The sequence below is a fragment of the Acinetobacter lwoffii genome (assembly GCF_024129855.1).
Lineage (GTDB): Bacteria > Pseudomonadota > Gammaproteobacteria > Pseudomonadales > Moraxellaceae > Acinetobacter > Acinetobacter lwoffii_L.
This window is the reverse complement of sequence record NZ_JAMXXC010000003.1, coordinates 159567-173316: the sequence shown is the minus strand read 5'-3', so window position 1 is coordinate 173316 and position 13750 is coordinate 159567. Positions and strand designations below refer to the sequence as shown.

The following is a 13750-nucleotide window of genomic DNA, read 5'->3' as shown; positions in this document are numbered from 1 at the left end:
TTTAAACAAGAGAGACTTCGCTGGTTCATTTGCACATTTTTTATGCATAAAAACATGGATACAAATCAGGCGAAACATGGTTATTAAAGCACCGGATCACGCTGCTTTAAAAGCATGGCGCAATATTATAAGCTATTTTTTGGTGTTTCCCGCGAAAAATGACAATTTTGATAATATACCTTTGAAAATGCAGATTTAAATCAAATACCATGATCATTATTATCAATATATCTTGCCAGAATAGCTGATGTGAGCATCATTAAGGAAATGTATAAGTGCGCTTTTCCTGTGCTATTATACCGCGACTAAATTTGGCCTTTGTAGCGGAGCCGTAATGAGCCAACATCTATCTCTACCTAAAGATAAAATCCGTTTCTTGTTGTTAGAAGGCGTTCACCAGAATGCAATCGACACTCTAAATGCTGCTGGATATACCAACATCGATTATCGTAAGACTGCGCTTGAGGGTGAAGCGTTGAAAGAAGCGATTAAAGATGCTCACTTCATCGGTATTCGTTCCCGTACTCAATTGACTGAAGAAGTCTTTGAAGCTGCGAACAAACTGATTGCTGTCGGTTGTTTCTGTATTGGTACCAACCAGGTGAACCTGGACGCTGCAATGCGTCGCGGTATTCCAGTCTTTAACGCACCTTACTCAAATACGCGTTCAGTGGCTGAACTTGTACTTGCTGAAGCAATTCTTCTTCTACGTCGTGTACCTGAAAAATCAGCAGACACACACACAGGCGGCTGGAACAAATCTGCAGTTGGTTCGTTCGAAACACGTGGTAAAACTTTAGGTATCGTAGGTTACGGTTCAATTGGTTCACAACTTTCTGTACTTGCTGAAAGCATGGGTATGAAAGTGATCTATTTCGATACAGTGACTAAATTGCCTTTAGGTAATGCACGTCAAGTCGGTAGCTTGGGCGAACTTTTGGCAAATGCCGATGTGGTTTCTCTACACGTTCCTGATGTTCCGTCTACACGTAACTTCATGACCAAAGATCAGTTCGCGCAAATGAAAGAAGGTTCGATCTTCATTAACGCGGCACGTGGTACCTGTGTCGTGATCGAAGATCTGGCAGATGCGATCAAATCTGGTCACATTGCTGGTGCCGCGGTAGATGTATTCCCGAAAGAACCTAAAGCGAACGGTGAAGAATTTGTTTCTCCACTGCGTAACCTGCCAAACGTGATCCTGACTCCGCACGTGGGTGGTTCGACCATGGAAGCGCAAGCGAACATCGGTCTGGAAGTCGCTGAGAAATTCGTGGCTTATTCTGACAAGGGTATGACGCTTTCTGCGGTGAACTTCCCAGAAATCGCATTGCCGTTGACTGAAGGCAAACACCGTTTACTGCACATCCACCAAAATATTCCGGGCGTGTTGTCTAAAATCAACAACCTGTTTGCTGAACAAGGCATCAACATCTCTGGTCAGTCACTGATGACTAAAGGTGATGTCGGTTACCTAGTGATGGATGTAGATGCTGCTGCATCTCATGAAGCACTTGATATGCTTTCTAATGTTGAAGGTACAATCCGCGCACGCGTATTGTTCTAATTCAAGATTTCAAAGAAACCACAGCTCTCGGGCTGTGGTTTTTTGTTTTTAAGGTTTGTATTTTTAATACCTTTTTCAGCTTATGCTGCTCTTCCGCTATTCGAGAAATCGAAACCTATTTAGTCATGCTGAATTTTAAAATTGCACCAATGGTGCAAGCGCCGCTGATTCTGTTGATCGCCATGATCAGTATGCAAAGCAGTGGCTCCTTTGCCAAATATCTGTTCGGTCAGTTTCCCATCCTGACCGTTTCAGCCATGCGTCTGCTGTTAGGCGCTATGATTTTGGCACTGATTTTTAAAATTTGGCGAATCCATTTCAGACAGATCAAGTGGCCAGCCATTATCAGTTATGGCATTGCTCTGGCCGGCATGAACCTCTTGTTTTACCTGTCGATTGATCGCCTGCCGCTGGGAATTGCTGTCTCTTTTGAATTTATTGGCCCCTTAAGTGTTGCCCTGTTTTATGCGCGGCAAAAATTCGACTTTGTCTGGGTCGGTCTGGCGATTCTGGGCCTGGTTCTGCTATTCCCTTTTGATCAGGCTGCCCAGCCGCTTGACCCGATCGGGATTGCATTTGCCCTAGGTGCCGGTGCTTGCTGGGCCTTATATATCGTTGCCGGCCAAAGACCTTCAGGCGTTTCTGGCAATCATACTGTATGCTTGGGCATGTTTGTCGGTATGCTGGTTTTGATGCCGATTGCGCTCTTTGCAGGCATGCCGGCACATACTTTTGAACCGATGAGTTTGCTGTATTTTGTGGCTTTGGCAGTACTGGCCAGTGCCCTGCCTTTCACTCTGGAAATGATCGCACTGCGTAATTTAAGCGCACTCAGTTTCGGCACCTTGATGAGTCTGGAACCCGCTATTGCCGCGCTGTCAGGTTTTGTATTCTTGGGGGAAACCTTGTTGTGGACGCAGTGGCTGGCATTGGCCACGATTATCAGTGCTTCAGTGGGTTGTACGGTGACCAGTCAAAGAAGAAAAAATACAGTTGAGCACTTTTAAATTTAAAATTCGTTATAAGAAATACTACTCACTTTGAATTTAAAAAAATATTAGCTGGAAAAGCCTACTCAAAGTCGATAAATTCAGTCTAATACTCTTCTAAGATCAAAATTTTCTCTTTTTAAAAGTAACTTTAAATTTAAAATTATTTCCACCCCTACTCATTAAAAATTAACCGTTTTGCTATAATCCCGCTTTCTTCCATGTCCTGATTACACCTTTATGGTGTAAGTAACTCCCATGCCAAACGCCCAACTCCTTGCTGTGTTGTACATGGTTTTATCCATGATGTCGTACCAGATCAGTGCATCCTTCGCCAAGCAACTTTTTCTGGTCCTTGACCCTATCACAGTGACCATTTTAAGACTCTGTTTTGCAGCGATCATTGTCGGCGTGATGTTTCGTTCCTGGAAAATCATTCAGCGTTTGCCTTTTTTGAAATGGCGGGATTTGCTCTGCTATAGCGCTGCTTTAGGGGTCATGAATATTTTATTCTATTTGTCTCTAGGAAGATTACCGCAGGGAATTGCAGTTGGTCTGGAATTTATTGGTCCGCTCGGCCTAGCCCTCATTTCGATTAAACATCGTAGTGACTATATTTGGGTATTGATGGCCATTTTAGGCATCGCACTGATGGTGCCATGGGGACAGGCTAATAGCAGTAATTTCGACCTGGTGGGCGCCGCCTGTGCTTTAGGTGCGGGGTTCTGTTGGGCACTGTATATTTTCTTCGGGCAACGCGTGGTGCAGCAAAATATCGGCATGCATGCACTGACTATTGCGATCAGTATTTCAGCCTTATGCCTGTTACCAATCGGACTGTATAACAATGCTCCTGCCTTGATAGACACCCAGTATTGGGGCAAGGCAATTACTATTGCTGTACTGGCAACAGCCATTCCTTATGCTCTGGATTTAAAGGCACTTCAGCATTTGAATAAAACCAGCTATGGCACCCTGTCCAGCCTGTCTCCGGCTTTGGCTGCACTGGCCGGTTTTGTACTATTAGGCGAAAAAATTACGCTTCTTCAGGCCGTGGCACTGATCTGTATCATGCTAGCATCAGTCGGTGTGACTGTACGTGCCGCCCGTCAAGGATCAGCAGAAAAGAATACCTAAAAGCCTTATTGGAATTTGAACAACTGATTAAATATCCTATCCATTCTGTGTTTTTACTTGCTTTGAAAGCAAAATATAGAAGACATAAAAAAGATGGCACTACAGCCATCTTTTTTATTTGTTCGACTTGAATTCAAAGCTTAGTTTTGTACCAGCATATCTTTTTTCATGTCTTTATAACGCTGGTATTCATTCTTGTACTGCACTGCTAAAGCGGTCTTCTGCTCTTCACCCAGAATTTTACCGGCCTGCTGGAAGAAACCATGTTCCTCTTCTTTTAAGTGATGATGCACTTTTTCAGAAAGTTTTTTAGCAATGGCAATCCAGCCTGGATTACTCAATTCAGTTGCAGTTAATTCCTCGATCATTTCATCCATTTCATGATGTTCCGCCAAGGCATGGCGGGTAATATTCAGGCCCGAATCGGTCATCATCAAGGGAATATAAAAATAACGGTCTTCCGCAGCTTCATGGGCAAATAATTCATTTTTGAGTTGCTTGAACAGCTCGCGGCGTTCTGGTGTATCCCCGGAAGTCTGTAATAATTTTTCTGCAAGATCACGCTGAATCTCATGACTCTCTCTTAATGCTTCAAAAATAGTCGTCATTCCGATATTTCTCCGATTGTTTTATTTTTCATATCATTGATTCTAGAAGATTTTCAGAACAGGTTCAGACGCAGTTTATACAGTGATTTGTTAAGAAATTTTAATATCGAGAATGATTTACATCGGGTTTAGATCTAAAAAAACATCTGGTATGCCATCCGGCAAATCAGCAGACTGACCAGAATCAGGAATAAAATCCGGATAAAACCACTGCCATATTTAAATGCCAAGCGCACCCCGACCAAGGAACCACAAATATTGGCTACCGCCATCATTGCCCCAACCATAAACAGCACATTGCCACTGGGAATAAAAAAGCTTAAGGCGGCCAGGTTGGTGGTGAAATTGGCAATTTTCGATAAAGCCGATGCATGCAGGAAGTCGACGCTTAAATAGCGAATAAAAAAGAAAATAAAGAAACTGCCGGTGCCCGGACCAAAGATACCATCATAAAAGCCTATCGCCAGACTGCCCAAAGCGGCCAGTATCAGCATTTTCCGATTCAGTTTTTGTTCGGTATGCACCTGGCCAAACTGTTTTTTCATTAAGGTATAGATTGCGATCACGATCAACATGACCAGCACAAAAGGCTTAAGGATCTCGACTGCAATTAGCGTAACGCTGGCTGCACCCATAAAAGAACTGACAAAACTACACAGTGCAATCACGCCCAAGAGCAGCCACGGCAGTTTTACCTGACGCAGATAGGAAAATGCCGCAGAAGCGGTGCCACAAATGGACGCGAGTTTATTGGTGCCAAAGACCGTAGCAGGCTGTAAATGCGGTAGACTCCCCATAATTGCCGGGATCTGGATCAGACCACCACCACCCACGGCAGCATCAATCGCCCCTGCAAAAAATGCAAAGACAACCAGACTGATGATGATCTCTATTTCCATATCTTGACTCGATTAGAGGTTCAAGACGCGTTTGGGTACCAGACGTTTTTTGTCGGTAATTTCTGCCAGCCCCAGACATTTATCTCCATCAAAAACCAGCACCTGTTCAGCTGCTTCATGTTCGATATTGCTTTCCATGCCGCGGCTAAAATATTCTGCACGACCTTCGGGTACCTGCACTTTTGGAAAATGATCAACCGGTGCATAGGCTGGCAACAACAGTGCATCACGCTCTGCTTCGCTCAGGCTCTCCAGATATTCAATGGTATAACTCGGAATCAAATCAAAATGGCCGGTTTTGATGCGGTGCAGATAAGTCAGATGGCCATAAGTTCCCAGCGCTTTGGCAATATCTTCCCCCAAAACCCGGATATAAGTGCCTTTAGAACAGGTAATATCCAGCGTGATACTGTTCTCCGTAAAGGACAAAAACTCAATCGCTAAAATCGTAATTGGACGCGCTTCACGTTCAATCTCGATACCTTTGCGCGCCAGTTCGTATAAAGGACGGCCTTCTTTTTTCAAGGCAGAATACATCGGCGGCACTTGCTGGATATCCCCGATAAACTGTGCCAATGTGTCCTGAATCAAGGCTTCCGAGAGTTCAGGAACCGCTTTTTCCAGAAGCACCTCACCTTCGACATCTCCCGTGGTGGTACTATGTCCCAAAAATACGGTCGTCTGATAACGCTTGACCGAATCTAATAAATAATGCGAAAACTTGGTCGCCTCCCCCAAACATACCGGCAATAAACCGGATGCCAGTGGATCCAGCGCACCAGTATGGCCGGCTTTTTGTGCACGATACAACCAGCGGACTCTTTGCAAGGCGGCATTAGAACTGATACCCAAAGGCTTATTAAGCAGGAAGACACCGCTGAGATGACGACGCTGAATTTTAGGAGAGGATGCTTTCATGGCAAAAAATCAGACATTTTATAAATTGGCGCCATGGTAAAACCCTGCGAGATGATTTACAACTTTTCTATAGTCTCTAATGATTTTTATGGCATATTGAGCCGGTTTCAACAACTAAACGCTTTTAAAAAGCTTGAACATCTAAAAATAATGAAATAACGAGAAAATAGGTGCATAGGATATGCAGAAATATAAAATATGGATCATTCTGGCGTTGCTGGTGCTGTGCATTCTCACACTGATCTTATGGCTGTCTCCAAAAGGAAATACCCAGGCAGATACCGGGACAAAAACGCCTGTAACCGAAACTCAGGCAGAGCAAACCGCACTCTTGGTCAATGGCCCTGTCAATGCAGCCTTCCCCAGTGCCAGCCAGCAAGATACCGAAATTAATTGTCAGATGCAGCTAGACGCCAGCAACCGTCTGATCGTGAATGAACAGACCCGCAACTGTTTTGAATATTTTATTACCCAGTTCGGTGAAAAAAATCTGCAGCAGATCCAGCAGGATTTTAAAGCCTATATTCGCCAGAATCATAAAGAACCGGCACTCTCGCAAATTCTGGATTTATGGGATCGTTATATCCAGTATCGTCAGGGTTTGGGCCAGCTCACTGCACCGGCCGGGCTAAATCAGGAAGATCCTGCCTATTATCGCAGTATCTATAACAGTACCCAGAATTTGCGCCAGCAATACTTTTCCAAGTATGAAATTGAGGGCTTGTTCGGTACAGAAGATGCCTATCATGAATATACCCTGGACCGGATGAGTGTACTGGCAGACAAAAGCTTAATGGAGACTGAAAAAGCGCAAAAGCTCAAATCACTGTTTCAGCAACTCCCGCAGGACTGGCAGGAAAATCTGGAACAACTGAATAAACTGGAAGATCTGCGCAAACTCACCGCTGATATTAAAGCCCGTGGCGGTTCCAGCAATGAAATCCGGCAAATGCGGATTAATCTGGTCGGTGCTGAAGCGACACAGCGTCTGGAACAACTGGATGTGCAACGCAGCGACTGGAAAAACCGGGTGACTGGCTATTTAGATGAACGGGATCAGATTACCCAGTCCGGCATGTCCGATACTGCAAAGCAGCAAGCGATTGCCCAGCTTCGCAGCAAACATTTTAATACACCGCAAGAACAGCTGCGGGTAGAAACCTTTGAACAGGTTCATGATCAGGGAGCCAAGCTGCCCTTTGCTGACTAAGCCTAAAAGCCATCACCTGTTGATGGCTTTTTTATAAATGCCCTTTTGATAACTTTATATTTTTTCTCAAAATGATCTTTTATAGTTGTTTCTAAATATTTCGAATTTACACAAAATAACTTAGACAAATTTCAATTATTTCAAAGACTTTTTATTTAAATACATCTGCAAATAAAACACATACTTACAATGTAAATTCCTCCTGTCCTGCATGTCCCCAAATGACATGGTTTTAGACCTCTGAAGTGAAAAAATACCGCTTCATTAAAAGAAAATTTGCTTAGCCACTGAAGGCCGAAACTGTATTTTCATCGTCTGATTTGTGGCTTGCGACACTATACAAAAAGCAATGATTGCTTGAATAAAGATAGAATTAAAAAAGGGACAGCTATGCATACTTTCAGCAAGACAGCCCAGTTACTGACTGTGGCTTTAGCGACTACTCTGGGATTCAGTTTTTCTGCACAGACTCAGGCTGAAGCGAGTGCAACACAAGTCATCGAAAAGAGCCGGTCTGACTATGCCAAGACCAAATATCCGATCTTGATGGTGCATGGCTGGCTAGGCTGGTCACGCATTGGCACCGATAGTATCGGGCTGGATTACTGGTATCAGATTCTGCCAGATATGGCACGTAATGGCTCAACCGTCTTTGCGGCACAATTGTCTCCAGCAAATACAACGGCGCATCGCGGTGAACAACTAGTTCATCAGGTTGAAGAGGTTGTGGCAATTACCGGCAAGAAAAAACTGAATTTGATTGGTCACTCTCATGGCGGACCAACAGTACTCTATGTCGCAGCGACCCAGCCGCAGTATATTGCGTCTATCACTGGCGTTGCAGGAACCTACCATGGCTCCAAAGTCGCAGATGATATTCAGAACAATAGCCTGACGCGTACCGCCTTTAACATTTTAGGGGATTATATTATTGGACCATTGATTGCACTGGGTCAGTTTAAGCCTGAACTGGAAATTGATTTTGATGCTTCCATGAAATCCCTGACCCAGACCGGTTCAAATACTTTTAATGCCACAGTGGCGCAGCAGGTGGTCAAAGATGGTGTATTGGCGTCCACAGAAAACTGCAATAAAAATTTAAAACAGAAAGACAGTAAAGGCATTCATTATTATTCATGGACGGGTGTGGCCCAAGCCACCAATGCACTGGATATTGACACGATCCTGATGCAGCTCGGCCCTTTATCTCATGGCAGTAAAGACAATGATGGCATGGTGTCACGTTGTAGCGCTTTCATGGGCAAGGTGATTCATGACCAGTACAAACTCAATCATACTGACCTGGCCAATATGATGTTTGGTCTGAAAGGCGTGTTTGCACCAGATCCGGTCGCCCTCTACCGCCAGCATGCCAACCGACTCAAATTACAAGGTTTATAACGCCAGAGTGCCTGTATTTTCAGCTGAAATATAGGCTTTTTTCTGGTTCTTTTTATTTGACCTATCAGTGATCGGGAAGCTGCAATGAAAAAAATAATCTATCACGTGAACCTTTTGCTGCTTGGTTCTATCTTGACTGGCCCTGTGCAAGCTTCGGCATTACAGCCATATAAAAGCAATTTTGTCCTCTCGAGTTATGCCAAGACAAAATATCCGATGGTCTTTGTGCATGGTTTTGGTCTGGGTTTTAACCGGATTGGAACGGATCGCATTGGTTTGGATTATTGGTATCAGATTCCCCAAGACCTGAGTCGGCATGGTGCACGGGTATTTTCTGCTGAATTGTCTGCCGTCGCCTCCAATGAACTGCGCGGTGAACAGCTCTTGATGCAAATTGATGAAATACTGGCACTGACGGGCCAGAAGAAAGTCAATCTGATTGGGCATAGCCAAGGTGGCCCAACAATTCAATATATCGAGGGCGTTGCACCGCATAAAGCCGCCTCTTTAAACGCCATTGCCGGGGCGATGCAAGGCACCCCGGTTTTTGTCAATGCCAGCCAGACGCCACTGCTTGAACCCTTTATCCATGCCATTGGTACAATTTTGGGCCATAGCATGAATCTGGTTACAGCTAACCAGTATCCGGTCAGTATTATCGAGGCACTGCAAGCCATGAATCCAGAGGCGATTCAGGCCTTCAATGTGAAATATGGCTCCTCTGCCATTCCCAAAGACTGTCAGTCTAAGGGCAGCAAACTCACGCCAAATGGAATTTATCACTATTCCTGGATGGGCAACCGGCAGGCAACCAATTCCTTGGATGCGATAGAGTCTACAGTCGTGACTTTAGGTAGCAGTTTCCTGAAAGGAGAAGCCAATGATGGTGCTCTGCCGCTGTGTAGCGGACGCTATGGCCAGATCATCCGTCAGGACTATGCCCATAACCACTTTGATGAAGTAAACCAGTTTTTTGGCATTTTGGGTCCTTTCGCGCAGGATCCGATTGCACTTTACCGCCAACATGCCAACCGGCTCAAATTAGAAGGCTTATAAATCACTCATCTTTATGAATAGATCTAATGGATTAATCAACAAATTTTGGAAAACCTAGTTCCTGTCAACTCGGGGAACTCTACAGAACCGGATGAGGATCATCCCGTTAAAACAACACAAGTGAGGAAAATATAATGAAATTCGGAATATTAATCACTGGCCTGCTGCTGGCAGGTACATGTCTCAGCACCCAAGCATCCACCCAGGCCAATCAGGTCACTGCAAAAGCCAGTTCCAGCTATGCGAAAACCAAATATCCAATTGTTTTTGCACATGGTATGGCGGGCTTTATTCGGATTGGTACCGATCAGTTTGGACTGGATTACTGGTACCAGATTCTGCCAGATCTGGCGCGTAACGGCGCCAATGTCTGGGCAACACGTGTCTCGCCTTTTAACTCATCGGAAATTCGTGGTGAGCAACTTTTAGAGCAAGTAAATGAAATTCTGGCCATTACCGGTGCAAAGAAAGTCAATCTGATCGGTCATTCGCATGGCGGCCCGACCATTCGTTATGTCGCAGGTGCGGGGAATGGAATAGTTGCTTCCCTGACTTCCGTCGGTGCTCCGCATAAGGGCTCTCCGGTGGCAGACCTGATCCTGCAAGCAGAAGGTACACCGATACAAGGTCCTTTAGTGGGAGGTATCAACCTGGTGTCTAAGGCCATTACTTGGGCACAAGGTCTGGATCCAAACAGTTTCCCACATGACTCTCTGGCAGGTGGTAGCAGTCTAACCTTGGCAGGATCTGCGAAATTTAATCAGAAATATCCAATTGGTATGCCAACTACAGCTTGCGGTGAAGGTGCCTATCAACAGAAAGGCATTTACAACTATTCCTTCACAGGTGTTGGCCAAGTCACGAACTTGCTTGATCCTGATTCAGCACTTAAAGTCACTGCCCTGCTCATTGATGGCGGTAAAGAAAATGATGGGCTGGTATCACGCTGTAGCGCCAAGTTCGGTAAAACCATTCGTGATAATTACAACTGGAACCATCTGGATGAAGTGAATATGGTGCTTGGCTTGAAAAACCTGTTTGCTCCAGATCCGGTGGATGTTTACCGTCAACATGCCAACCGGTTAAAACTACAAGGCTTATAAAGCAATTTGTATGATCAGCCCTAGTCAACATGAGTAGGGCTTTTTCATATCTTCTTAAAATGGAACTTTATGAAACTTAATATTGCATTGATGCTATTAGCCATGACATCAACCTTGAATGTTCAAGCCAATATCTCTCATCTCCAACAAGCAGAAACAAAATTTATCATATCAAGCTATGCAAAAACCCAATATCCGATTGTCTTTGCACATCCACTCCTCGGCTTTAATCGCTTAGCAACAGAAAATTTAGGAATGGATTATTGGTATCAAATCCTGCCTGATTTGGCACGAAATGGTTCCACCGCTTTTGCAATACGTATGTCCCCATTTAAGCGAATTACGTGGCGAGCAATGTGTGGCTCAACTTCAGAAAGTCCTAGCCATTACAGGTACGAAAAAACTCAATTTAATTGGGCATAGCCATGGTGCACATGCGGTACGTTATGCTGCGAGTGTGATACCTAAGCGAATTGCATCCGTACTAACGGTAGGCGGTGCCAACCAAGGCACAATTGTCGCCTCTGATGTTATGCGACTTGCCAATCAGACCGGAACATCTGAACTGCTCAATACCCTGATCAGCAGTTTTGGTAACGTCATCATGTGGGCACAAGGCTTAGACGGTCAAGCTTTCCCACACAACGCCCTTGCAGCAGGACACAGTACCTCAATTGAAGGCACAGCCGAATTTAACCAGCGCTTTAAACTCGGTCTTTCGCTGAGTCCATGTGTTGAGGGAAAATATAAAGACCAAGACATTGCGCTGTATTCAATGACGGGCAATCAACCCGTGACCAATCCCCTAGATGTCAGCGATGCCGCCATGAAAGTTTTGGATCTGCTTTCTGCGAGTAAGGCTGGCGCGAATGATGGAATCGTGTCGGTGTGCAGTGCCAAATTTGGTAAAACGATTCGTGATGATTATCCATGGAATCATCTGGATGAAATCAATTTGTTGTTCGGCATTAAAGGTACCTTTGCACCTGATCCGGTTGCTGCCTATCGCCAGCATGCCAACCGCTTAAAACTGCAAGGTTTATAGAGCTACACAAGCCTCTATTCATCTGGAGGCTTTTTCTATCTTAATTTTCGCTAAATTTTTTCTTAAAATTTACTTGTTAATCATGATTAAACTGCATATAAAATATTCATCAAATATAACAAGAACTGTGAAATAAAATAAATGCAGATACGTTCTATAGAAATCAAAAACAAATTTAAAAGAACTTGCCCCTGTTGCAAACGAAAAGTGATTAATCCTTTCCAATTTAAAAAATATGAGCCTTATTATTGCCCCTCTTGTCATCGACATATTATCGCAAATGTATGGATCAGTATTTTACTGGTTATCACACAATGTTTTATTTGCATTCAACTTTTTAATGCAGGATTCCAGTCTTGGGGATATTTTGTATTATTCCTGATGTTTATTCATAAAATTTTCTTGGATATTTTGGATGCTATGATCTTGCCTTTGCAGGAACATTTCGAATAAATCTACATAAAAATTAGGCATAAAAAATGCGCCCAAAGGCGCATTTTTTCACTCGTATAAAGCTTAAAATTAAGCTTTAGTTTTACGAGCTGGTAATTTTTCACGAATACGTGCAGCTTTACCAGACAATTCACGTAGGTAGTAAAGTTTAGCACGACGAACGTCACCACGACGTTTCACTTCGATACCAGCAACGATTGGAGAGTGAGTTTGGAATACACGCTCAACGCCAACACCGCTAGAAATTTTACGTACTGTGAACGCAGAGTTCAAACCACGGTTTTTCTTAGCAATTACAACGCCTTCGAACGCCTGCAAACGCTCACGATCGCCTTCTTTTACTTTAACTTGAACAATAACTGTATCACCTGGTGCAAAAGCAGGGATGTTTTGTTTCAATTGTGCGTTTTCAATTACTTGAACTAAAGGATGCTTACCGCTCATGGGGTATCTCCAATATATGCGAGTCAGAAGAGGTCTGATCATCGCTGGGTATAGAGGCTAAAGCGCATACACCCGATTATCTTTCCCTTTATGGTTGACCATCTCAACCATAAAGAGCCTATTAAAGAATACTTAAATCATTTTAAGTACTTGCTTGAAGATAGAAATGATCACTCATCAATATCTTACAAATCTTTTAGCCATTTTTTCTGCTGCTTGGTCAACTCGACTTTTTCCACCAACTCTGGGCGGCGTTCAAGTGTACGCTGATATCGCTGCAAAAACCGCCATTTTTCAATATTGGCATGATGCCCGGACTTTAACACCTCAGGCACATCCAAACCTTCAAAATGATCTGGCTTGGTATATTGTGGGCAATCTAGAAGACCATCCACAAATGAGTCTTGCACGTGTGACTGTTCATCAGACATGGCACCCGGAAGTCTCCGGATAATACTGTCCAATAAAACCATCGCAGGCAGTTCACCACCCGACAAGACGTAATCTCCAATTGACCATTCCTGATCAACGTATTGCTGGATCAAACGTTCATCGACGCCTTCATAACGTCCGCACAGTACGATGATTCCGTCATATTTGACAAAATCCTGTACCGCAGTTTCGTTTAAGGTTTTTCCTTGCGGTGACATATACACCACAGGAACCTGAACTGCACCCGCTTGCCTTGCAAGCTCTTTGGCATGCTGGATTGCTTTTGCCAGAGGCTCAGCCATCATCACCATACCCGGACCACCACCGAATGGACGTTCATCCACGCGTTTATAGTTGCCCGTCGCATAATCGCGAGGATTGATGTAATGAATTTGCATCAACTCACGTTTTGCTGCGCGCCCGCTAATCCCATAGGCTGTAATCGCTTCAAACATTTCAGGAAAAAGCGTAATGACTGCAAAAAACAT

General features: G+C 44.1%; 12 protein-coding genes and 1 pseudogene. 8 read left to right on the top strand and 5 right to left on the bottom strand.

The window, feature by feature from the left end; genetic code table 11:
- Nucleotides 1-334: 334 nt before the first annotated feature.
- The 3 genes from serA to NI465_RS04310 all read left to right on the top strand — a co-directional run bounded on the left by serA (nucleotide 335) and on the right by NI465_RS04310 (nucleotide 3693).
- Complete coding sequence (serA, locus tag NI465_RS04320; protein ID WP_005108551.1) at nucleotides 335-1567, top strand: phosphoglycerate dehydrogenase; 1233 nt, start codon at nucleotides 335-337, stop codon at nucleotides 1565-1567.
- Nucleotides 1568-1692: 125 nt separating this feature from the next.
- Nucleotides 1693-2574, top strand: a complete 882-nt coding sequence (locus NI465_RS04315) for an EamA family transporter (RefSeq protein WP_180086833.1) — start codon at nucleotides 1693-1695, stop codon at nucleotides 2572-2574.
- Between the two features lie 240 nt (nucleotides 2575-2814).
- Nucleotides 2815-3693, top strand: a complete 879-nt coding sequence (locus tag NI465_RS04310; RefSeq protein ID WP_180086832.1) for an EamA family transporter — start codon at nucleotides 2815-2817, stop codon at nucleotides 3691-3693.
- A gap of 140 nt (nucleotides 3694-3833) precedes the next feature.
- Here NI465_RS04310 and NI465_RS04305 read toward each other — a convergent pair whose 3' ends face one another.
- From NI465_RS04305 to truB, 3 genes are all read right to left on the bottom strand, one after another.
- Complete coding sequence (locus tag NI465_RS04305) at nucleotides 3834-4301, bottom strand: hemerythrin domain-containing protein (RefSeq protein ID WP_004281581.1); 468 nt, start codon at nucleotides 4299-4301, stop codon at nucleotides 3834-3836.
- A 134-nt stretch (nucleotides 4302-4435) separates the two neighbouring features.
- Nucleotides 4436-5200 (bottom strand): sulfite exporter TauE/SafE family protein, encoded by a 765-nt coding sequence (locus NI465_RS04300; RefSeq protein ID WP_253144437.1) that lies wholly within the window; start codon nucleotides 5198-5200, stop codon nucleotides 4436-4438.
- Nucleotides 5201-5212: 12 nt separating this feature from the next.
- On the bottom strand, nucleotides 5213-6118 hold the full coding sequence (gene truB, locus NI465_RS04295; protein ID WP_180086831.1) for a tRNA pseudouridine(55) synthase TruB: 906 nt from the start codon (nucleotides 6116-6118) through the stop codon (nucleotides 5213-5215).
- A gap of 181 nt (nucleotides 6119-6299) precedes the next feature.
- Between truB and NI465_RS04290 the strand changes: the two genes are divergently transcribed.
- The 5 genes and pseudogenes from NI465_RS04290 to NI465_RS04270 all read left to right on the top strand — a co-directional run bounded on the left by NI465_RS04290 (nucleotide 6300) and on the right by NI465_RS04270 (nucleotide 11933).
- Entirely contained in the window at nucleotides 6300-7328 is a 1029-nt protein-coding gene (locus NI465_RS04290) for a lipase secretion chaperone (RefSeq protein ID WP_253144435.1), read from the top strand.
- A 390-nt stretch (nucleotides 7329-7718) separates the two neighbouring features.
- Nucleotides 7719-8729 carry an esterase/lipase family protein gene (locus NI465_RS04285; protein ID WP_253144434.1) on the top strand — a complete coding sequence of 337 codons (1011 nt, stop codon included), beginning with the start codon at nucleotides 7719-7721 and terminating at the stop codon, nucleotides 8727-8729.
- An 84-nt stretch (nucleotides 8730-8813) separates the two neighbouring features.
- Nucleotides 8814-9785, top strand: a complete 972-nt coding sequence (locus NI465_RS04280) for an esterase/lipase family protein (RefSeq protein ID WP_253144432.1) — start codon at nucleotides 8814-8816, stop codon at nucleotides 9783-9785.
- A 134-nt stretch (nucleotides 9786-9919) separates the two neighbouring features.
- Nucleotides 9920-10888: an esterase/lipase family protein gene (locus tag NI465_RS04275; protein ID WP_253144428.1), complete on the top strand. Its 969-nt coding sequence runs from the start codon at nucleotides 9920-9922 to the stop codon at nucleotides 10886-10888.
- 69 nt (nucleotides 10889-10957) lie between these two features.
- Nucleotides 10958-11933 (top strand): annotated as a pseudogene (locus tag NI465_RS04270) (esterase/lipase family protein).
- Nucleotides 11934-12455: 522 nt separating this feature from the next.
- Here NI465_RS04270 and rplS read toward each other — a convergent pair.
- Nucleotides 12456-12830: a 50S ribosomal protein L19 gene (rplS, locus tag NI465_RS04265; protein WP_004281205.1), complete on the bottom strand. Its 375-nt coding sequence runs from the start codon at nucleotides 12828-12830 to the stop codon at nucleotides 12456-12458.
- A gap of 185 nt (nucleotides 12831-13015) precedes the next feature.
- Nucleotides 13016-13750: a tRNA (guanosine(37)-N1)-methyltransferase TrmD gene (gene trmD / locus NI465_RS04260; RefSeq protein WP_253144426.1), complete on the bottom strand. Its 735-nt coding sequence runs from the start codon at nucleotides 13748-13750 to the stop codon at nucleotides 13016-13018.

What these genes read in the sequence shown, in the direction of transcription:
- serA (WP_005108551.1), top strand. Translation starts at nt 335, where the DNA reads ATGAGCCAACATCTATCTCTACCTAAAGATAAAATCCGTTTCTTGTTG.
- NI465_RS04315 (WP_180086833.1), top strand. Translation starts at nt 1,693, where the DNA reads ATGCTGAATTTTAAAATTGCACCAATGGTGCAAGCGCCGCTGATTCTG.
- NI465_RS04310 (WP_180086832.1), top strand. Translation starts at nt 2,815, where the DNA reads ATGCCAAACGCCCAACTCCTTGCTGTGTTGTACATGGTTTTATCCATG.
- NI465_RS04305 (WP_004281581.1), bottom strand. Translation starts at nt 4,301, where the DNA reads ATGACGACTATTTTTGAAGCATTAAGAGAGAGTCATGAGATTCAGCGT.
- NI465_RS04300 (WP_253144437.1), bottom strand. Translation starts at nt 5,200, where the DNA reads ATGGAAATAGAGATCATCATCAGTCTGGTTGTCTTTGCATTTTTTGCA.
- truB (WP_180086831.1), bottom strand. Translation starts at nt 6,118, where the DNA reads ATGAAAGCATCCTCTCCTAAAATTCAGCGTCGTCATCTCAGCGGTGTC.
- NI465_RS04290 (WP_253144435.1), top strand. Translation starts at nt 6,300, where the DNA reads ATGCAGAAATATAAAATATGGATCATTCTGGCGTTGCTGGTGCTGTGC.
- NI465_RS04285 (WP_253144434.1), top strand. Translation starts at nt 7,719, where the DNA reads ATGCATACTTTCAGCAAGACAGCCCAGTTACTGACTGTGGCTTTAGCG.
- NI465_RS04280 (WP_253144432.1), top strand. Translation starts at nt 8,814, where the DNA reads ATGAAAAAAATAATCTATCACGTGAACCTTTTGCTGCTTGGTTCTATC.
- NI465_RS04275 (WP_253144428.1), top strand. Translation starts at nt 9,920, where the DNA reads ATGAAATTCGGAATATTAATCACTGGCCTGCTGCTGGCAGGTACATGT.
- rplS (WP_004281205.1), bottom strand. Translation starts at nt 12,830, where the DNA reads ATGAGCGGTAAGCATCCTTTAGTTCAAGTAATTGAAAACGCACAATTG.
- trmD (WP_253144426.1), bottom strand. Translation starts at nt 13,750, where the DNA reads ATGTTTTTTGCAGTCATTACGCTTTTTCCTGAAATGTTTGAAGCGATT.